Annotated in this window: 17 protein-coding genes; 9 read left to right on the top strand and 8 right to left on the bottom strand. The window is 71.1% G+C overall.

Annotation, left to right across the window (positions count from 1 at the left end; all coding sequences use genetic code 11):
- Positions 1 to 16: 16 nt before the first annotated feature.
- From trpD to AC1RU4_RS24170, 6 genes are all read left to right on the top strand, one after another.
- Positions 17 to 1,039, top strand: coding sequence for an anthranilate phosphoribosyltransferase (gene trpD, locus AC1RU4_RS24195; protein WP_492894056.1), 1,023 nt, complete (start codon positions 17 to 19; stop codon positions 1,037 to 1,039).
- An 8-nt stretch (positions 1,040 to 1,047) separates the two neighbouring features.
- Positions 1,048 to 1,863, top strand: a complete 816-nt coding sequence (trpC, locus tag AC1RU4_RS24190) for an indole-3-glycerol phosphate synthase TrpC (RefSeq protein ID WP_492894054.1) — start codon at positions 1,048 to 1,050, stop codon at positions 1,861 to 1,863.
- Between the two features lie 5 nt (positions 1,864 to 1,868).
- Positions 1,869 to 2,369 carry a cyclic pyranopterin monophosphate synthase MoaC gene (moaC, locus tag AC1RU4_RS24185; protein ID WP_492894052.1) on the top strand — a complete coding sequence of 167 codons (501 nt, stop codon included), beginning with the start codon at positions 1,869 to 1,871 and terminating at the stop codon, positions 2,367 to 2,369.
- On the top strand, positions 2,366 to 3,604 hold the full coding sequence (locus AC1RU4_RS24180; RefSeq protein WP_492894050.1) for a molybdopterin molybdotransferase MoeA: 1,239 nt from the start codon (positions 2,366 to 2,368) through the stop codon (positions 3,602 to 3,604). The genes moaC and AC1RU4_RS24180 overlap by 4 nt, the downstream gene beginning before the upstream one ends.
- A 59-nt stretch (positions 3,605 to 3,663) precedes the next feature.
- Positions 3,664 to 4,062, top strand: a complete 399-nt coding sequence (gene hpxZ, locus AC1RU4_RS24175; RefSeq protein ID WP_492894048.1) for an oxalurate catabolism protein HpxZ — start codon at positions 3,664 to 3,666, stop codon at positions 4,060 to 4,062.
- A 118-nt stretch (positions 4,063 to 4,180) separates the two neighbouring features.
- Positions 4,181 to 4,879, top strand: coding sequence for a GntR family transcriptional regulator (locus AC1RU4_RS24170; protein WP_492894046.1), 699 nt, complete (start codon positions 4,181 to 4,183; stop codon positions 4,877 to 4,879).
- 280 nt (positions 4,880 to 5,159) lie between these two features.
- Here AC1RU4_RS24170 and atzF read toward each other — a convergent pair whose 3' ends face one another.
- The gene (gene atzF / locus AC1RU4_RS24165) at positions 5,160 to 6,989 is read right to left on the bottom strand and encodes an allophanate hydrolase (protein ID WP_492894162.1); all 1,830 of its coding nucleotides are present in this window, start codon (positions 6,987 to 6,989) and stop codon (positions 5,160 to 5,162) included.
- Between the two features lie 203 nt (positions 6,990 to 7,192).
- Here atzF and lexA point away from each other — a divergent pair, with 203 nt between their 5' ends.
- Positions 7,193 to 7,912, top strand: a complete 720-nt coding sequence (gene lexA / locus AC1RU4_RS24160) for a transcriptional repressor LexA (protein WP_492894044.1) — start codon at positions 7,193 to 7,195, stop codon at positions 7,910 to 7,912.
- Positions 7,913 to 8,180: 268 nt separating this feature from the next.
- Here the strand turns inward: lexA and AC1RU4_RS24155 are convergent, their stop codons facing one another.
- Positions 8,181 to 10,817: a ComEC/Rec2 family competence protein gene (locus AC1RU4_RS24155; protein WP_492894042.1), complete on the bottom strand. Its 2,637-nt coding sequence runs from the start codon at positions 10,815 to 10,817 to the stop codon at positions 8,181 to 8,183.
- Positions 10,818 to 11,000: 183 nt separating this feature from the next.
- Here AC1RU4_RS24155 and gltX point away from each other — a divergent pair, with 183 nt between their 5' ends.
- Both gltX and gltA read left to right on the top strand, forming a co-directional pair.
- Entirely contained in the window at positions 11,001 to 12,437 is a 1,437-nt protein-coding gene (gltX, locus tag AC1RU4_RS24150) for a glutamate--tRNA ligase (RefSeq protein ID WP_492894040.1), read from the top strand.
- A gap of 246 nt (positions 12,438 to 12,683) precedes the next feature.
- On the top strand, positions 12,684 to 13,994 hold the full coding sequence (gltA, locus tag AC1RU4_RS24145) for a citrate synthase (protein ID WP_492894038.1): 1,311 nt from the start codon (positions 12,684 to 12,686) through the stop codon (positions 13,992 to 13,994).
- Positions 13,995 to 14,326: 332 nt separating this feature from the next.
- Here the strand turns inward: gltA and lpxB are convergent, their stop codons facing one another.
- The 6 genes from lpxB to AC1RU4_RS24115 form a co-directional block, all read right to left on the bottom strand.
- The gene (gene lpxB, locus AC1RU4_RS24140; protein ID WP_492894036.1) at positions 14,327 to 15,505 is read right to left on the bottom strand and encodes a lipid-A-disaccharide synthase; all 1,179 of its coding nucleotides are present in this window, start codon (positions 15,503 to 15,505) and stop codon (positions 14,327 to 14,329) included.
- Positions 15,502 to 16,386: an LpxI family protein gene (locus tag AC1RU4_RS24135; protein WP_492894034.1), complete on the bottom strand. Its 885-nt coding sequence runs from the start codon at positions 16,384 to 16,386 to the stop codon at positions 15,502 to 15,504. The genes lpxB and AC1RU4_RS24135 overlap by 4 nt, the downstream gene beginning before the upstream one ends.
- Complete coding sequence (gene lpxA / locus AC1RU4_RS24130; protein ID WP_492894032.1) at positions 16,361 to 17,188, bottom strand: acyl-ACP--UDP-N-acetylglucosamine O-acyltransferase; 828 nt, start codon at positions 17,186 to 17,188, stop codon at positions 16,361 to 16,363. Before lpxA ends, AC1RU4_RS24135 begins: the two co-directional genes overlap by 26 nt.
- Positions 17,188 to 17,661, bottom strand: coding sequence for a 3-hydroxyacyl-ACP dehydratase FabZ (gene fabZ, locus AC1RU4_RS24125; RefSeq protein WP_492894030.1), 474 nt, complete (start codon positions 17,659 to 17,661; stop codon positions 17,188 to 17,190). The genes lpxA and fabZ overlap by 1 nt, the downstream gene beginning before the upstream one ends.
- The gene (gene lpxD / locus AC1RU4_RS24120; protein WP_492894028.1) at positions 17,658 to 18,755 is read right to left on the bottom strand and encodes a UDP-3-O-(3-hydroxymyristoyl)glucosamine N-acyltransferase; all 1,098 of its coding nucleotides are present in this window, start codon (positions 18,753 to 18,755) and stop codon (positions 17,658 to 17,660) included. The genes fabZ and lpxD overlap by 4 nt, the downstream gene beginning before the upstream one ends.
- Before the next feature lie 72 nt (positions 18,756 to 18,827).
- A partial coding sequence (locus tag AC1RU4_RS24115; protein WP_492894026.1) for a BamA/TamA family outer membrane protein occupies positions 18,828 to 19,693 on the bottom strand: 866 nt, incomplete at its 5' end.

Genomic DNA, 19,693 nt, shown 5'->3' with positions numbered 1-19,693 from the left:
GGGAGCGGAGCGACGAATGGAGAATCTCAAGGCCGTCATCGGCAAGATCGCCACCGGCACCACGCTGACCCGCGCGGAAGCGGCCGGCGCCTTCGACATCATGATGTCGGGCGAGGCGACGCCCTCGCAGATCGGCGCGGTGCTGATGGGCCTGCGCGTGCGCGGCGAGGATGTCGAGGAAATCGCCGGCGCCGTCTCCACCATGCGCGCCAAGATGCTGCGGGTGGTCGCCCCGGCCGGCGCGGTCGACGTGGTCGGCACCGGCGGCGATGCGTCGGGCTCCTACAACATCTCCACCTGCGCCGCCTTCATCGTCGCCGGCGCCGGCGTGCCGGTGGCCAAGCACGGCAACCGCGCGCTGTCCTCCCGGTCCGGCGCCGCCGACGTGCTGATGGCGCTGGGGGTGAAGATCGACCTGACGCCGGCGGGGATCTCCCGCTGCATCGCGCAGGCCGGCATCGGCTTCATGTTCGCCCCGGCGCATCATCCGGCGATGAAGCATGTCGGGCCGACGCGGGTCGAGCTCGGCACCCGCACCATCTTCAACCTGATCGGCCCGCTGTCGAACCCCGCCGGCGTCACCCGCCAGATGGTCGGCGTGTTCGCCCGCTTCTGGGTGGAGCCGCTGGCTGAGGTGCTGCGTACGCTCGGCTCCGAGCGCGCCTGGGTGGTGCACGGCTCCGACGGGCTCGACGAGATCACCACCACCGGCCCCACCTCGGTCGCCGAGCTCAAGGGCGGCAAGGTCAGCAGCTTCGAGATCGAGCCGGAGCGCTTCGGCATCGCCAAGGCGAGCCCCGAGGCGCTGAAGGGCGGCGACGGCACCGCCAATGCGCTGGCGCTGCGCGGCGTGCTCGCCGGCGAGAAGAGCGCCTATGCCGACATCTCGCTGCTGAATGCCGCGGCGGCGCTCGTGGTGGCCGGCAAGGCGGACGAGCTCGGCGCCGGGCTGGAGATCGCCCGCGCCAGCCTCAGGGGCGGCCATGCGGAAGCGGCGCTGGAGCGGCTGGTGGCCGTCTCCAATGTCGTGGAGGAGTGAGAAGAGCCATGGCGGATATCCTGGAGAAGATCGGCGCCTACAAGCACGTGGAGATCGCGGCCGCCAAGAAGGCCGTGCCCCCCGGCGAGATCGCCGCCCGCGCCGCCGCCGCCCCGCCGCCGCGCGGCTTCCTGAAGGCGATCGAGGCGAAGATCGCCGCCGGCGGGACGGCGCTGATCGCCGAGATCAAGAAGGCGAGCCCGTCCAAGGGCCTGATCCGGCCGGACTTCGACCCGCCGGCATTGGCGAAGGCTTATGAAGCAGGTGGCGCCGCCTGCCTCTCGGTGCTCACCGACACCCCCTCCTTCCAGGGCGCGCCGGAATTCCTCACCGCCGCACGGGCCGCCTGCTCGCTGCCCGTGCTGCGCAAGGATTTCCTCTACGACACCTACCAGGTGATGGAGGCGCGCGCCTGGAGCGCCGACTGCATCCTCGTGATCATGGCCTCGGTGGACGATGCCTGCGCCCGCGACCTCGTCGACGCCGCGCACGGCCTCGGCATGGACGCGCTGGTGGAGGTGCATGACGAGGCCGAGCTCGACCGCGCGCTCGCGCTGCCGGCGCGGCTCATCGGCATCAACAACCGCAACCTGCGCACGTTCGAGGTCACGCTCGCCACGTCCGAGCGGCTGGCGCCGCGCGTGCCGGCCGACCGCATCATCGTCGGCGAGAGCGGCATCTTCGCGCCGACGGACATCGCCCGGCTGGCGGCGGCCGATGTCCGCGCCATCCTCGTCGGCGAGAGCCTGATGCGGCAGGCGGACGTGACGGCGGCGACGCGCGCGCTGCTCGCCGGCCCCGTGCTCGCCCGCGCGGCGGGATGAGCCGCATGGGCGCCCCCCACGACCCGCCCGCGCTCTCCCATCTCGACGCCAGCGGCGCCGCCAACATGGTCGACGTCGCCGACAAGGCGGTGACCGACCGCATCGCGGTGGCCGAGGGCAGCGTGGTGATGCTCCCCGAGACGCTGGCGCTGATCGAGGCCGGCAATGCCAGGAAGGGCGACGTGATCGGCACCGCCCGCCTCGCCGGCATCATGGCCGCCAAGCGCACCCATGAGCTGATCCCGCTCTGCCACGCGCTGCTGCTGTCCAAGGTGGCGGTCGAGATCGAGGCGGACGCGGCGCTGCCGGGCCTCCGGGTGCGGGCGAGCGTGCGCACCGCCGGACAGACCGGGGTGGAAATGGAAGCGCTGACAGCGGTTTCCGTCGCTTGCCTCACCATCTACGACATGGCCAAGGCGGTCGACCGCGGCATGCGGATCGAAGGAATCCGGCTGCTGGAGAAGGCCGGCGGCCGCTCCGGCCGCTGGCAGGCGGACGCCTCGTGAGCCCGCTGCTGCCGGTCGAGGCGGCGCTGGAGCGCCTGCTGGCGCAGGGTGCGCCGCTGCCGAGCGAGACGGTGGCGCTCGAGGCCGCGCTCGGCCGCGTGCTCGCCGCGCCGGTGGTGGCGCGACGCACCACGCCGGCGCGCGACGTCTCGGCGATGGACGGCTACGCGGTGCGGGCCGCCGACGCGACGATCGGCGCGGTGCTGGCGGTGATCGGCGAATCGGCGGCCGGCCGGCCTTATCCCGGCACGGTGCGGCCCGGCGAGGCGGTGCGGCTGTTCACCGGCGCGGTGGTGCCGGAGGGCGCCGATGCCGTGGTGATCCAGGAGGACACCGCGCGCGCGGGCGACCGCGTCGAGATCCGCGAGGCGGCGAGCGTCGGCCGCCACATCCGCAAGGCGGGCGGGGATTTCCGCGCCGGCGAGACGGTGCTGGAAGCCGGACATCGGCTGCGCGCGCGCGACCTCGCCTTTGTCGCCGCCTGCGACTGCGCGAGCGTGAGCGTGCATCGCCGGCCGCGCGTGGGGCTGCTGTCGACCGGCGACGAGCTGGTGCGCCCCGGCCAATGGGCCCAGGGCCTGGGCGCGCAGGACCATCAGGTGATCCTGTCGAACATCTACGCCGTCGGCGGCCTCGCCCGCCTGGCCGGCGCCGAGGTGGTCGATCTCGGCATATTGCCGGACCGGATGGACGAGACCCGCGCGGGCATCCGCGCCGCGCTCGATTCCGGCCTCGACGTGCTGGTGACCACGGGGGGCGCCTCGGTGGGCGACCACGACCTCGTCGCGCCGGCGCTGACCGCCGAAGGCGCGAGCCTCGCCGTGCACAAGATCGCGCTGCGTCCCGGCAAGCCGCTGATGTTCGGCCGCTTCCCCGAGCCGCGCGCGACCCACGTGCTGGGCCTGCCGGGCAACCCGGTCTCGGCCTATGTCTGCGGCCTCATCTTTCTGCGCCCGTTGCTGCGGCTTCTGCAGGGCGAGGCCGGAATCGGCGGGCTTGGTCTCGTGCCGGCCGAGCTCGGCGCCGACGTGAAGGCCAACGACCACCGCATGGATTTCATGCGGGCGCAGATCGTCGGGCGCGGGCCGCGCGGGCCGGTCGTGCGGCCGATGCCGGTGCAGGATTCCTCGATGCTCGGCCTGTTGTCCCGCGCGGACGCGCTGCTGGTGCGCCGGCCGAACGCCCCGGCCGCAAAGTCCGGCGCGGATTGCGAAATTCTGCCGCTGGAGGATTGACCCCGCGCCCGGCAGCCTATGTGCTGGCGTCCGGGCGAGGTGCGGGAGTTTTCGCGGCGATGGACATCAATATCCCGGAGGTTCTGGCCGAGGTCGAGGCGGCGTTCGCCCGCTATGAGCACGCGCTGGTGACCAACGACGTCGCCGCGCTGGACGACCTGTTCTGGGACGATGCGCGCACCATCCGCTATGGCGGCGGCGAGAATCTCTACGGCATCGACGCCATCCGCGCCTTCCGGGCCGCCCGCTCGGCCGTGGGGCTGGAGCGCACGCTCGACCGCACCGTCATCACCACCTATGGAAGCGACATGGCGACCGCGGCGACGCTGTTCCGCCGCGCCGCCGTCCCCGGCAAGGTCGGCCGGCAGATGCAGACCTGGATGCGCACCGACGGGGGGTGGAAAGTCGTCGCCGCCCATGTCAGCCTGATCGCCGATTCCGAGCCGAGCCCGCGCTGAACCCATGATGCCCGCGCAGAACCCATGACCCCCCGCGCAGAACCCATGACCCGACCCCTCGCCGATCCCGCCGCGCTTCTGTCCGCCTCCCTGCCGGCCGCCGGCCGGCAGGACTGACATGTCGCTCCCCGACAGCCCCGCCGCCCTCGCCGGCCCTGCCGGCATGCCCCGGCTCGGGCGCAAGACCCGCGCCGAGGACATACGCGAGCAGGTCGCCGACGAGATCACCCGCGGCCTGCTGCCGCCGGGCACCATGCTCGACGAATCGGCGCTCGCCGCGCGGTTCCGCGTTTCCCGCACCCCGGTGCGCGAGGCGATCCGCGAGCTGGCCGCCTCCGGCCTCATCGACACCCGCCCGCATCGTGGCGCCGTGGTGGCCCGCCCCAGCTTCGAGCGGCTGCAGAACATGTTCGAGGTGATGGCCGAGCTGGAGGCGCTATGCGCCGGCCTGTGCGCGCAGAACATCACCCCGGCCGAGCGGCGCTCGCTGGAGGCCCTGCATGCCGACATGGGCGAGATGATGCGCGCCGGCGACTTTTCCGCCTATCGCGAGGCCAACGAGCTGTTCCACACCTCGATCTATGCCGGCGGGCACAACGACTATCTGGTGGAGCTGACGCTGGCGACGCGGCGGCGGCTGTCGCCGTTCCGCCGCGCGCAGTTCCGCGCGCTCGGGCGCCTCGCGCTGTCGCACCACGAGCATGACCGCGTCACCACCGCCATCCTGCGCGGCGACCGCGACGGCGCGGCGAGCGCCATGCGCGACCATATCGAGATCGTTCACAACGCATATGAGAAATATGCGCAAATGATCTGAAATATAACGGCTTTTATATTTTGAACCACCGGTGAGCCGCGGCCTGGCTTCGTCATCCCGGACGGTCCGCAGGACCGATCCGGGATCGCGCGGCAATCGGTGAGCGATCCCGGCTCTCCGCTGCGCTGCGGCCGGAATGACGGAACGAACGGCGCGCGGCATGTGGTGAACGGCGCGCGGCATGCGATGTCGGGGCGGCCGATATGCCGATGTCGCGCTACCCTTCACCCCGTCCCCCGGCGCGGAGGGAAGGCGTCGGCCCGCTCGGTCTGGCGAACGCCTACTCCGCCGCCGGAATGCCCGCCGCCTGCCGCTGGCGCTGCTCGTCGGCGAGGAAGGCCCGCCAGCCGCCGAAGCCGGTAATGTCGCGGGCGCCGCGCGCGGCGATGCCTTCCAGGACGAACCCCTTCACCCGGCTGCCATCCTCCAGCCCCACCGTGGCGATGCCGAGCGGGGCGGGAATGGCGTCGACGAAGCGAGCGAAGGCCTCGGCCGGCAGCGCCCAGATCTCGCATTCCACCGGCCCGCCGCTGCCCGGCTCGACGCGCAGGAGGCCCGGCCGGCGCACCCGCCCCTCCGGCAGCGCGTAGAGGCGGTAATCGGCACTGGTGCGCGCGCGGCGCAGGAACACCCCGCCGGCTTCCAGCAACTCGCCGTTGAGCGGCAGGCCGGAGAGATGCGCGCCGAACAGCGCGATCTCGTGGAAGCCCGCCCCGGCGCGCGGCGCGGCGGGCGGCATCTGCGGCAGCGGCCGGCCGGTGGCGCCCATCGGCAGGTCGGTGGCGGCATGGAAGGCGGCGGCGATGGCGGCGAGATGCGCGTCGCGCCCGGCGGCTCCGAGCAGCGTCACGCCCACCGGCGCGCCGTCCGGCCGCATGCCGGAAGGGACCGAGATGCCGCACATGTCGAGCAGGTTGACGAAATTGGTGTAGACGCCGAGATGGCTGTTGAGCCGCACCGGATCGGCCAGCATTTCCGCCACCGTATAGACGGTCGGCATGGTCGGCACCATCAGCGCGTCGCAGCCCTTGAGGCTCGCCTTCGCCTTCACCGCCAGCTCGACGCGGCGATAATGGGCGCGGAAGGCGTCGACGGCGGTGCGGCGCCGACCCTCCTCGATGATGGAGCGCACCACCTCGTTGAAGCTGTCCGGCCGGGCTTCGAGGAACGGCCCGACGGCGGCGTAGCGCTCGGCGACCCAGGGGCCGTCATAGAGCAGCTTCGCCGTCTCGTAGAACGGCTCCATGGCGATCTCGACGATCTGCGCCCCGAGCGAGGCCAGGCGGGCGATGGCCTGGGTGAAGGCGGCATCCGCCTGCCGGTCGCCGAAGAACACCCGGTCGTCCGGCCGCGGCACGGCGATGCGCGGCGCGGCGGGAATGGCGCCGGGCGTGCCGAGCGGCAGCGGGCGGGAGAACGGATCAGCCTCGTCCTCGCCGGCCATGACGCGCAGCGCCGCGAAGGCGTCGTCGACGGTGAGCGCGAACACCGAGATGCAGTCGAGCGTGCGGCACGCCGGCACCAGCCCGGCGGTGGAGACCAGGCCGAGGCTGGGCTTGATGCCGACGATGTTGTTCAGCCCGGCCGGGATGCGGCCCGAGCCGGCGGTGTCGGTGCCGAGCGCGAAGGGCACCAGCCCCGCCGCCACCGCGACGCCGGAGCCCGAGCTCGACCCGCCCGGCACCAGGTCCGGCCGCACCGCGTTGCGCGGCGTGCCATAGGGCGAGCGGGTGCCGTTCAGCCCGGTGGCGAACTGGTCGAGATTGGTCTTGCCGATGACGACGGCTCCGGCACGGCGCAGCCGGGCGACGGCGGTGGCGTCGCGGGCGGCGACATAGGCGAAGTCCGGGCAGGCGCAGCTGGTCGGCAGGCCGGCGACGTCGATATTGTCCTTCACCGCGAAGGGAATGCCGTAGAGCGGCAGGCTCGCCGGGTCGCGCCCCTCCAGCGCCGCCACCTGCTCGGCAAGCTGGTCGGCGCTCATCAGGGCGGTGAAGATGGAGGGGTCGGCATGCCGTTCGATCCGCTCCAGGCAGGCCGCGACCGTGCGGGAAGGGGTCGAGCGGCCGGATCGATGCGCGTGGAGGATTTCGGCAAGGCTGACGGTCAACACGACGACTCCCGGCTGAGCGAAGGGAAGAAAATGCATGTCACTTAGGCAAGATGGATGCCATTGCATACACTAGCCAGAAGCCGCTTTGGCGTCGACCGCTTAGCGGTTTATTTACGCATTGTGGAACACAAAAAGAACGGATAGTGTTTGTTCGTGATTTGTTTCATTTTCGACCCGCACCGGGGGACGGACTTCCGCCAATGCTCACCCGCAAGCAACACGAACTGCTCCGCTTCATCCATGAACGCCTGAAGGAGACCGGCGTCCCGCCCTCCTTCGAGGAAATGAAGGATGCGCTGGACCTGAGGTCGAAATCCGGCATCCACCGGCTGATCACCGCGCTGGAGGAGCGCGGCTTCATCCGCCGCCTGCCGAACCGGGCGCGGGCGCTGGAAGTGATCCGCCTGCCCGAATCCGTGCAGAGCCCCGCCGCCGCCGCCAAGCCGGCGCGGAACTTCGCGCCCAGCGTGATCGAGGGCAGCCTCGGGCGCTCCCGCCCCGCCCCGCCGCCGGCCGAGGACGATGACGACGTGAGGCGCCCGGTCGCGGTGCCGCTCATGGGCCGCATCGCCGCCGGCTCGCCGATCTCCGCCATCCAGTCGCGCAGCCAGACCATTTCCATGCCGGCGGAAATGCTGGGCGGCGGCGAGCATTTCGCGCTCGAGGTCCGCGGCGATTCGATGATCGAGGCCGGCATTCTCGACGGCGACCTGGCGCTGATCCGCCGCGCCGACAGTGCCGAGACCGGCGACATCGTCGTAGCGCTGATCGACGACGAGGAGGCGACGCTGAAGCGCCTGCGCCGCAAGGGCGCCTCCATCGCGCTGGAAGCCGCCAACCCCGCCTATGAGACCCGCATCTTCGGACCGGACCGCGTGCGCATCCAGGGACGTCTCGTCGGCCTGTTCCGGCGGTATTGAGCGGGACGATGATTCGGCGCGCCGTTCGGGGCGGCAGATTGCCGTTCAGGGCCGGGGTTTCCCGAGCCAGGGCTTTTCGAGACGCGTGCCCCCGTAGGGGCGTATGCGGCGTCGACGGCCGCCGGGATGGTCGCGCGGGGTTCGTCGCGGAAGGTATGGCGTCTGCCGGCCGGCAGACGCGCCGACCCGCTATTCTCAAGGCTGGCCGGCGTGCCGCCGCTATCCGCTGCGGTCCGGCCGATGGGACCGGATCACGGACCGGGGAGCATCACGGCACGTCGTCTGCCTCCGGCGCGGTTCCCGCGGCCGTGCCGCCGCCCTCTTCCGCCACTGTGCCGGCGAAGGGCGTGACAGAGGATTGGGCGGAGGCGGCGGACGCAGGCATGCGGCCGGGGAGCCGCGAGGTGCCGGCCGCTTCACCCGATGCTGTCGCCGATGGCGCAGCCAGTGCCTTCGCCGCTCGCTTGTCCGCGACGGCGGCGGGTAGCCAGGGTCGCGTTCCCGCTGCCGGGCGGGCCTCGATCCGGCGCCAGGACCCGTCCGGCTCGGCGATGAAGGCCGATCCCGCGCCCTCCCCCGTCGGTCCGATTTGCACCACCTGCGCCGCGCAATCGGCCGGGGCGGTGAAGCGGGTGACGATCAGCGCCGCCCGCCGGCAATCGTCGGTCAATGCGGCGCGGTCGAGCGGATAGGCGACCAGCCGGCCATCGCGGGCCGGCAGCGTGCAGCCGACCGGATCGCAACGCGCCGCCGCCGGCAATGTCGCGCGAGGTTCGGCTGCCGTAACCGCAGTCGGCCCCTCCGTTGCCACAACAACGCCACCGTCCGCAGACGACATCGATGCTCCGGGCACCGGACCGGCACCGGCGATCCGATCGCCCGCCAAGGCACCCGGCACCGCCGTTGGAGGTGCGCCCATCGCCACCTTGCCGGTCATCGCCGATTTCGGTGCCCCGGCTCCGGAAGTGGCGTCGACGGCTCGATTTCCCGGTGCGACCGTCGCGGCCGGCCGGCCCGTCCCTGCGGACGTGTCGCCGGGTGCCGCCGCATCCTCGGCGCCGCGCAGGCCCTCCGCCGACAGCCATTGCTGCACGGCGAAGCGATCGGTGAGGCCGCGCGGCCGGTCGCCCATGAACGCCAGTCGCCCGTCCGGCCCGCGCACCGCCACCGTCCTTGCCTGCGCGTCCACCAGCACGTCGGCGGGCCGCGCCGTCAGCATCGGCACGGCCGCCGCCGCGGCAAGCACCACCGCGGCAAGGGCGAGGCGCGTGCGCAGCAGGCAGGCAGCGACGAGCGCGAGGCTGATCAGGACGAGGCTGGCGAGCGGCATGGCCCGCACGCCGCCATCGGCGCCCGGCAGCGCCGCCACCGCGCGGGCGACGGCGTCCATCGCCTCGATGCCCCATCCCATCAGCCGCCAGGCCGGCCCGTCCCAGCCGAACGGCATCAGCAGCGTGCCGATCAGCCCGGCGGGCATGATGGCGAAGCTGACCAGCGGCGTCGCCGCCATGTTGGCGATGAGGCTTAGCGGCGCCAGGCGCTGGAAATGGAAGGCGGCGAACGGCGCCGTCGCCAGCCCGGCGGCCAGCGAAGTGAGCGCGAGGGCCAATGCCCAGCGCACCGGCGTGGCGGCGTACCACGGCGCGCGGCTGACGGCGGCGCCGACGAGAAAGCGTCCGCCGCGCTCATAGGCGACCACCAGCGCCAGCGTGGCGGCGAAGGACATCTGCGCGCCGGGATCGAGGATCGCCCAGGGCGTCAAGGCGAGCACGAGCAGCGCCGCCAGCGCCAGCGTGTGCAGGGTGAGCGCCGGGCGGCCGACCATCACGCCGGCGAGCACCAAGAGCGTCATCACATAGGAGCGCTGCGTCGCCACCTCGGCGCCGGAGAGCAGCAGGTAATAGCTGGCCGCCGCCAGCGCCGGCACCGCCGCCCAGGCCTTGATCGGCCGGTGCAGGGCGAGGCCCGGCCACAGCGCCAGCAGCGCGCGGGCGAGAAAGAACACCGTCGTCGCCACCAGTGCCATGTGCAGGCCGGAAATCGACAGGATGTGCGACAGGCCGGAGACGCGCATCGCCTCCTCCAGCGGCTCCGGCACCTCGCCGCGCAGGCCGGTGACCAGCGCGATCGCCACGCCGCCCGCCTCGCCCGGCAGCACCGCGCGGATGCGCGCCGCCATCGCCTGCCGGCTCGCCTCCAGCGCCGCGGCAAAGCGCAGGCCGAGACCCGGCGGTTCGGGCGACGGGGTATCCCTCACCTTGCCGACCGCATAGCCGGTGGCGCCGATGCCCTCGAACCAGGCGGCGCGGCCGAAATCGAAGCCGCCGGGATAGGCCGGGCCGGGCGGCGGCGCCAGGTCGGCGCGCACCGCGACATGGGCGCCGACCGGCGGCGGGCGCGCCGAGGACAGCGCGATGCGCACCCGCTCGGGTGGCATGGCCGGCGGCCGGTCGAAGGAGGTCACCTTCAGCACGATGCGGCTGCCGCGCGGGCGCAATTCGGCCTGCTCGACCGTGCCGCTCACCGTCACCCCGGAGAGCGGGGCGGCCAGCACCGGATGGGAAATGCGCTGCACCTGCAGGCTGGCGGCGCTGAAGCCGCCGGCCACCGTCGCGGCGAGCGCGAAGGCGTGGAAGGCGACCGGCCGCGCCCGCGCCGCCACGGCGAGGCCGAGCAGCAGCACCAGCGCTACCGGGCCGGCCGTGACGGAAGGCTCGAACGCCGCGCCGAGATAGAGCGCGATGCCGACGGCAAAGCCGACGGGCAGGAACAGCGGGCCGCGCCGGTCATCCACCTCGCGGGCCAGCAGAGCGCCGAGCGTGGCGACGAGGCCCGGCCATGCCCGCGGCGGCGCGCCGCCGGCGAGCGCGCGCGGGCCGGCGGCGGCGCCGGGTGATCCCAGCACCCGCGCTTGCGCTCCCGCCCCTCGCCGGCGCCCCGCTGCCACCCCTCGCCCCTCATCCGCCGGCGGACCATGCCGCGCGGCGTCTTTTCCCCACTCGCGCTCCTATGGTACACGCACGCATCCCGACCGCTACCGCCCGCGGCCTTCCGCCGGTCTCTCCCCGGCCGCCGACACGGAAACCCGATGTCCGATCCCGTCATTACCCGCTTCGCCCCCTCGCCGACCGGCTTCCTCCATATCGGCGGCGCCCGCACGGCGCTGTTCAACTGGCTCTATGCCCATGCCAAGGGCGGCAAGATGCTGCTGCGCATCGAGGACACCGACCGCCAGCGCTCCACCCCGGAAGCCATCGACGCCATCATCGACGGGCTGAGCTGGCTCGGCATCGACTGGTCCGGCGACACCATCTACCAGTTCGCCCGCGCCGCGCGGCACCGCGAGGCGGTGGAGCAGATGCTCGCGGCCGGCCACGCCTATCCCTGCTACGCCTCCGCGCAGGAGTTGGAGGAGATGCGCGAGAGCGCCCGCCGCGAGGGCCGTGCGCCGCGCTATGACGGGCGCTGGCGCGACCGCGACCCCTCCGAGGCTCCCGCGGACCGCAAGCCCGCCATCCGCCTCAAGGCGCCGACCGAGGGCGAGACGGTGATCGACGACCTGGTGCAGGGCCGCGTGGTGTTCCAGAACAAGGAGCTCGACGACCTGGTGCTGCTGCGCTCCGACGGCACGCCGACCTACATGCTGTCGGTGGTGGTCGACGACCACGACATGGGCGTCACCCACATCATCCGCGGCGACGACCACCTGACCAATGCCGCGCGCCAGACCCAGATCTACAACGCCATGGGCTGGTCGGTGCCGAAGATGTCGCATATCCCGCTGATCCACGGGCCGGACGGCGCCAAGCTCTCCAAGCGCCACGGCGCGCTCGGCGTCGACGCCTACCGGGCGATGGGCTACCTGCCGGCGGCGCTGCGCAACTACCTCGTCCGCCTCGGCTGGAGCCATGGCGACCAGGAGATCTTCTCGACGCAGGAGATGATCGAGCATTTCGATCTCGACCGCGTCGGCCGCTCGCCGGCCCGCTTCGACTTCGCCAAGCTGGAGAACATCAACGGCCACTATATGCGCGCCACCCCGGATGCCGAGCTGATGGCCGCCATCGACGCGCTGCTGCCCCATCTGCCGGACGGCGCCGCCGTCGCCGCGGCGCTGACCGAGGAGAGGCGGGCGCAGATGCTCGCCGCCATGCCCGGCCTGAAGGAGCGCGCTAAGACGCTGATCGAGCTCATCGACAGCGCCGGCTATATCCTGAAGCAGCGGCCGCTCGACATGGAGGACAAGGCGCGCGCGCTGCTGACCGACGACGCGAGGACGCTGCTCGCCGCCGCCCATGCGGTGCTCGCCGAGACGCCGGAATGGACGGCCGGCGCCACCGAGGCGGCGGTGCGCACCGTCGCCGAGGCCAAGGGCGTGAAGCTCGGCGCCATCGCCCAGCCGCTGCGCGCCGCCATGACCGGGCGGACCACCTCGCCAGGTATCTTCGACGTGCTGGCGGTGCTGGGGCGCGAGGAATCGCTCGCCCGCATCGCCGACCAGGCACCTGCCGCAAGGGCTGCCTGAACGGTGTACGACGAAGTGTTGATGCAGCTGCGAACGCCGCCCAACACCCCGTCGTCATTGGATTTTGATGTTATTTTACTACCGTGGACGCTGCGCTTGCGAGCACGGATCGAAACCGCTACGACTTTACGTGTCAGGCCGCAGGAAGGCATATCTCGCCTTGGCAACCGGCTGCCGCCCGGCACGGCGAGACCACGCCGACGCGCTCCGTTTCATTCGGTCAATTGACTCCTAGGGAGACCCTGCATGGACGCCATCAACGGCACTTCCGCGAAAACTGCGACACTGACCATCGGCGACAAAAGCTGGGAACTCCCGATCCTGAACGGCACGATCGGCCCGGATGTGGTCGACATCGGCAAGCTCTACGGCCAGACCGGGCTGTTCACCTACGATCCCGGCTTCACCTCCACCGCCAGCTGCGAAAGCCAGATCACCTATATCGACGGCGACGAGGGCGTGCTGCTCTATCGCGGCTACCCGATCGAGCAGCTGGCCGAGAACGGCGACTTCCTCGAGACCTGCTACCTGCTGCTGTACGGGGAGCTGCCGACCGCGGCGCAGAAGGCCGATTTCGACTACCGCGTCACGCGCCATACCATGGTGCACGAGCAGATGAGCCGCTTCTTCCACGGCTTCCGTCGCGACGCGCACCCGATGGCGGTGATGGTGGCCTCGGTAGGCGCGCTGTCGGCCTTCTATCACGACTCGACCGACATCTCCGACCCGCAGCAGCGCATGATCGCCTCGGTGCGGATGATCGCGAAGATGCCGACGCTGGCGGCCATGGCCTACAAGTACACGATCGGCCAGCCCTTCGTGTATCCGCAGAACGAGCTCGACTACGCCTCGAACTTCCTGCGCATGTGCTTCTCGGTGCCGTGCGAGGAATACAAGGTCAACCCGGTGCTCTCGCGCGCCATCGACCGCATCTTCACCCTGCACGCCGATCACGAGCAGAACGCCTCCACCTCGACCGTGCGCCTCGCCGGCTCCTCCGGCGCCAACCCCTTCGCCTGTATCGCCGCCGGCATCGCCTGCCTGTGGGGGCCGGCGCATGGCGGCGCCAACGAGGCGGCGCTGAAGATGCTCGGCGAGATCGGCTCGGTGGAGCGCATCCCGGAATTCATCAAGCGCGCCAAGGACAAGAACGACCCGTTCCGCCTGATGGGCTTCGGCCACCGCGTCTACAAGAACTACGACCCGCGCGCCAAGATCATGCAGAAGACCTGCCATGAGGTGCTCGGCGAGCTCGGCATCAAGGACGACCCGCTGCTCGACATCGCGGTGGAGCTGGAGCGCATCGCGCTGCAGGACGAGTATTTCGTCGAACGCAAGCTCTACCCGAACATCGACTTCTATTCCGGCATCACCCTGCGGGCGCTGGGCTTCCCGACCTCGATGTTCACCGTGCTGTTCGCGCTCGCCCGCACGGTCGGCTGGATCGGCCAGTGGAAGGAAATGATCGAGGATCCCGGCCAGCGCATCGGCCGCCCGCGCCAGCTCTATACCGGCGCCGCGCCGCGCGACTACATCCCGATCGCCCGCCGCAAGTAGGCTCGGCGGGAGAGCTGCCGCCTCGCGGCCATCGCCTGTGGCGGCGCTTCGACGATGACGAAATGAAAACCCCGCCTCCATGGAGGACGGGGTTTTTTCTTGGATGGGGACCGCCGGCTTAGCCGCCTCGGCCGATCCCGCGCGACAATGTCGGACAGGCGGCGGAACCGGCGGCGGTCATGGAAGCGGCGCAGGCTCCAAGGCTCGCCGGCCGGCCATGGCATCTCCGGCCGTAAGCGAGACACGCCTTGCCGGCTGGGCCGAGCGGCGGCTTGGGACATTCGCGGGGGCCGGGCAGCCAATGCCGGCCGCGCGGCACCCGGGCGCGCGCCTCAGCCGCGCCCCGTGCGCATCGTCTCCAGCACCGCGGCGGCGGCGCGGCGGCCGGGCGGATCGCCCTCCACCCCCATCACCGCGTCGAGGCGGGCGAAGGCGTCGAGCTGCGCCTGCCGCTCCGGCCCGCCCTCGATCAGCCGGGCGAGCTGGGCCGCCATGGCGGGCGGGTCGATATACCATTGCAGATATTCCGGCATCGCCTTCTCGGACAGGATCAGGTTGGGCAGGATCGCGGTGGTGATCTTCAGGATATAGGGCGCGATCCGCCCCTCCAGCCAGGCGACCTTATAGGCCGCCACGGTGGGGATGCCGGCCAGCGCCAGTTCCAGCGTCACCGTGCCGGAAGCGGCGAGCGCCACGCGGGCGGTGCGGAACGCCGCAAGCTTGGCCTCCTCGTCGACGACGATGCGCGGCTTGACCGGCCAGCCCGCCACCATCGCTTCCACCTGGGCGAGGCGGCGCGGCAGCGTCGGCAGCACCAATTCGACGCCGGGAATCCTGGCCTGCAGCAGGCCGAGCACCTCTCCGAACGTGGCGCCGAGCCGGGAAAGCTCCGAACCCCGGCTGCCCGGCAGCACCAGCACCAGCGGCGGCGCGGCTTCGCGGCGGGCGGCCTCCTGCGGGCTCGGCCGCAGCCGGTCGAGCTCGCCCAGCAGCGGATGGCCGACATAGGTGGTCGGCGGCCCGCCGAGCTCGGCCATCGCCTGCGGCTCGAAAGGCAGCACCGCCAGCACGCGGTCGATATCCGGCGTCATCGCCCTGGCGCGGCCGGGACGCCAGACCCAGACGGTCGGCGCGACATATTTGACGATCGGCAGCCGCGGCCGCCGGGCGCGCACCTTGTGGGCGACGCGATGGGTGAAGTCCGGCGAATCGATCAGCACCAGCACGTCGGGATCGGCCGCCACCACCGCATCGGCGGCGTCGCGCATGCGCCTGAGGATGCGCGGCAGCGCCGCGATCACCTGCCCGAAGCCCATGGCGGTGATATCGTCCATCGGGAAGATCGAGGTGAGCCCCTCCGCCTCCATGCCCTCTCCGCCGATGCCGACGAAATCGACGCCGCCGCCGGTGAGCGCGCGCAGCTCGCGCATCAGCCCGGCCCCCAGCACGTCGCCGGATTGCTCGCCGGCGATGAGGAAGATGCGGGGCCGGCGGGACGAGGCATCGGTCATCCGGCACTCTCCGGTTCGAAACCGTGCAGGAACAGGCCGGCCCGGTCGGCAGCGTCGACAATGCCCTGCAGGTCGGCGGCGATCACCCCGCCCGCTTCAACTGCGATGCCGGCGAGCCCGGCGGCGGCGGCCCTCTGCACGGTGACCACGCCGAGCGAGGGCAGGTCGAAGCGGCGGTCCTGGCCGATCTTCGGCACCTTCACCAGCACGCCGCAGCGGCTCGGCGTCTTGATGCGGCCATTGGCCCGCAGCTCGGCGATGCGGCGCAGCATCAGATCGGTGCCCTCCGCCGCCTCCACCGCCGCCACATGGCCGTTGATCACCACCACCCCCTGGCCGATATCGAGCGGACCCATCACCTCCAGCGCCCGGCGTCCGGTGGCGATGTCGTCCATCATCTCGCGGCTCGGCGCCAATCCACCCAGCCGGCCGCTCGGCACCAGGATATCGGGCGCCACCTCATGGGCGCCAAGCAGGCGGAAGCCATCCTCTTCGAACAGGCGCCCGAGACTGGAGAGCAGGTGGTTGTCGCCGCCGCGCAGCATGCGCAGCACCCGCGGCAGCTGCCGGACGGTCTCCCAGTCGAATTTGAGGTCGCGCACGCGCGGGCGCAGCACATTGCCGATGAACACGACGTCGCGGCAGCCGCGGCGCCGCAGCTCGGCCTTCAGCATTCCATACTGGCCGAGGGCGATCCACATGTGCGGAAAGGCCTCGACGCCGGGATCGGCAAGGCCGCGCAGCGCGAAGAGATGCACGGCGCGCCCCGCCCGGCGCGCGGCCTTCGCCACCGCCAGCGGGAAGGCCCCGCCGCCGCAGAGAATGGCGAGGGGGGTGCCGCCGGCCGCGGCGGGATCAGGCGGCGTCGGGCTCTTCGCCATATTCCGCATCGATCGGTACCGTGAGCCCCCGCTTGCCGGCGCTGCGGACGAAGTCGACGATCCGCATGACGTTCTCGTCGTCGGCGTGGTGGCCGGCGACGCGCTCGACGCGGTCGGACAGCGTGCCGCCGCCATAGAACAGCTCGCGATAGGCGGCGCGCAGCGCATGGATCTGCGGGCGCGACAGGCCGCGGCGCTTCATGCCGATGATGTTGAGGCCGCCGAGGCCGGGGCGCCCTTCGATCATCGCGCCGAAGGGAATGAGGTCGTGGCGCAGGCCGCACATGCCACCGACGATGCACTGCTCGCCGATGCGCACGAACTGGTGCGCCGCCGACATGCCGCCGAGGAACACATTGTCGCCGACCGTGACATGGCCGGCCAGCGTCGCGCCATTGGCAAATACCACCTTGTCGCCGACGATGCAATCATGCGCGACATGGCAGCCGACCATGAACATGCAGCCGTCGCCGACGCGGGTCTCCATGTGGCCGCCGGCGGTGCCGACATTCATGGTGACATGCTCGCGGATGAGGCAATCCTTGCCGATGATCAGCCGGCTGGGCTCGCCCTTGTAGTGATAGGACTGAGGCGGGGTGCCCAGCGAGGCGAAGGGATAGACCACCGTCCGCGCGCCGATGCGGGTATGACCCGCCAGCACGACATGCGAGATGAGCCGCACGCCGGCTTCCAACTCGACATGGGGACCGACGGTGCAGAAGGGGCCGATTTCAACGCCATCGCCGAGCACGGCGCCGTCTTCGACAATCGAGGTCGGGTGAATACGCACGGAAGAATCCATCACTTGCGCCCGTCCTGGGCGATCATTGCACCGACTTCGGCCTCGGCCACCAGGTGGCCGTCGACCTTGGCCTCGCCACGGAACCACCACATGTTCCGGCGCTTCGACATTTGCGTCATGTGGTATTCCAGCACGTCGCCGGGCACCACCGGCTTGCGGAACTTCGCCTTGTCGATGGTCATGAAATAGACCACGGTCGGCGTGCCGTCAGTGGGGCGCCCCAGCAGGCAGATGGTGCCGGCGGTCTGTGCCATGCCTTCCAGGATCAGCACGCCCGGCATGACCGGGTTATCCGGGAAATGACCCTGGAAATGCGGCTCGTTGGCCGAGACATTCTTGATGCCGATGGCGCGCTTGTCGCCCTCGATGCCGACGATCTTGTCGATCATCAGGAACGGATAGCGGTGCGGCAGCGACGCCAGGATCCTGTGGATGTCCGCCGTGCCGAGTGAGGTATCGGCCTGTTCGCTCATTTGTCCTTCTGCCCTTCCCCGTCGGCGGTCCGCGCGCTGCCGCGCTCGGCGCGGGCGAGGCGCTGGATCGCCATCACTTCACGGAACCAGTCCCGCATCGGCTTCGCCGGCGATCCGCCCCATTCGACGCCCGGCGGGACGTCGTCCTTCACATTGCTCGTCGCGGCGATCTTCGCCCCGTCGCCGATGCGCACATGGCCGATGACGCCGACCTGCCCGCCCAGCATGACGAAATCGCCCAAGGTCGCGCTGCCGGCGATGCCGGTCTGCGAGACGATGACGCAATGGCGCCCGATCACCACGTTGTGGGCGATCTGCACCAGATTGTCGATCTTGGTGCCCTCGCCGATCACCGTGTCGCGCAGGCCGCCGCGGTCGATGGTGGTGCCGGCGCCGATCTCCACGTCGTTCTGCACGATCACCCGGCCGATCTGCGGCACCTTGGCATGGCCGGAGGCGCCGCCGACATAGCCGAAGCCGTCCTGGCCGATGCGCACGCCGGGGTGCAGGATCACCCGATCGCCCAGCAGGGCGTGCAGCAGGCTCACCCCCGCCCCGAGGGTGCAATCGCGGCCGATGCGCACGCCCGGCCCGATCACCGCGCCGGCGGCGACGATGCTGCCGCTGCCGATCTCCGCGCCGGGCCCGACCACCGCGCCGGGATCGATGGTGACGCCGTCCTCGATCCGCGCCTGCGGATGCACCATGGCGCCGGCGGCGACCCCCGCCTGGCCGAACACCGATCCGGGCCGCAGCGAGGACGGATAGAGCGCGCGAGCCACCGCGACGAAGGCGGCATGCGGCCGCGGAACGATGACGGCGACGAGGCCGGCCGGCGCCGCGGCGGCAAAGCGCTCGGCGAGCAGGCAGAAACCGGCGCGGGAAGCGGCGAGCGCCGGCACATGCCGCGCGCCGTCCATGAAGCTGATATCGCCCGGCCCGGCATCCTCCAGCGCGGCGACGCCGGCGACCACGCGCTCGCCCTGCGATGGGTCGACAAGGCGGCCGCCGACCAGCGCGCAGAGTTCGGCGAGCGTGAAGCTCCGCGCCGGACGGTGAAAGATGGGATCAGCCGATTGCATCGCGCCGGACATGCCTGTCGCCCAATGAACCGACGGCCCGGGGGAACCGGGCCGTCGCATTCCGCCAATGATGGAGCGCGAGCCTCAGAAACGGGTGCCGCCACTGAAGCGGAACGCCTGCTCCTGATCGTAGGACTCCTTGGTCAGCACCCAGGCATAGTCGAAGCGCAGCGGACCGAAGGGCGACTTCCAGATCAGGCTGGCGCCAACCGAGGAGCGGACCGAGTCGCTGTCGGCGACGCAGACATTGTTGTAGCCCTTCGTCGTCGAACCCTCGATGGCGCTGCAGTCGACGAGGTTGTTCTCCCAGCCGGCAATGTTCTCGAAAGTGGTGCCGCCCTGATAATCCCAGAGCGAACCGGCATCGGCGAACAGCGCCGCCTTCAGGCCGACTTCCTTCGGCAGGAAGGAGAGCGGGAACTGCAGCTCCGCCGTGGTGCCCCAGTAGAGCGTGCCGCCGAGCGCGTCGGGATCCGACCCGTCGAGCCCGGAGGCAAGGTCGCGCGGGCCGATGCCGTTCGATTCGAAGCCGCGCACCAAGTCCGGACCCTTGAAGAAATTGTCCAGGATGCGCAGGTCCTCGCCACCCCAGGAGGTGACGTTGCCGGCCTGACCGCGCAGCATCAGCACCACGTCGCCGAACACCGGCATGTACCAGCGCGCGTCGAAGGTGGAGCGGATGTAGTTCACGTCGCCGCCGAGCCCGGCGAAGTCCTGCTTCAGTTCGAGCAGGTAGCCGTTGGTCGGATCGATGTTGTTGTCCAGCATGTTGTAGCTGAGCGTGTAACCGATCGCCGAGGTGATGTAGGCCTGATTGTTGACCTCGAGCAGCGCCCAGGACGGCTGGCCGTAGGTGGCGATGTCGTCGTCGGAGATCGAGATCTCCTTCTGCGACAGCGTATAGCGCAGGCCGAGCGTCAGCTCGTCGGTGAGCGGCAGGCCGACGCGCA

It is taken from the genome of Ancylobacter sp. GW821-FHT10E12 (assembly GCF_058809335.1).
The sequence above is the reverse complement of the archived record's forward strand: the minus strand, read 5'-3'. Positions and strand labels throughout refer to the sequence as shown.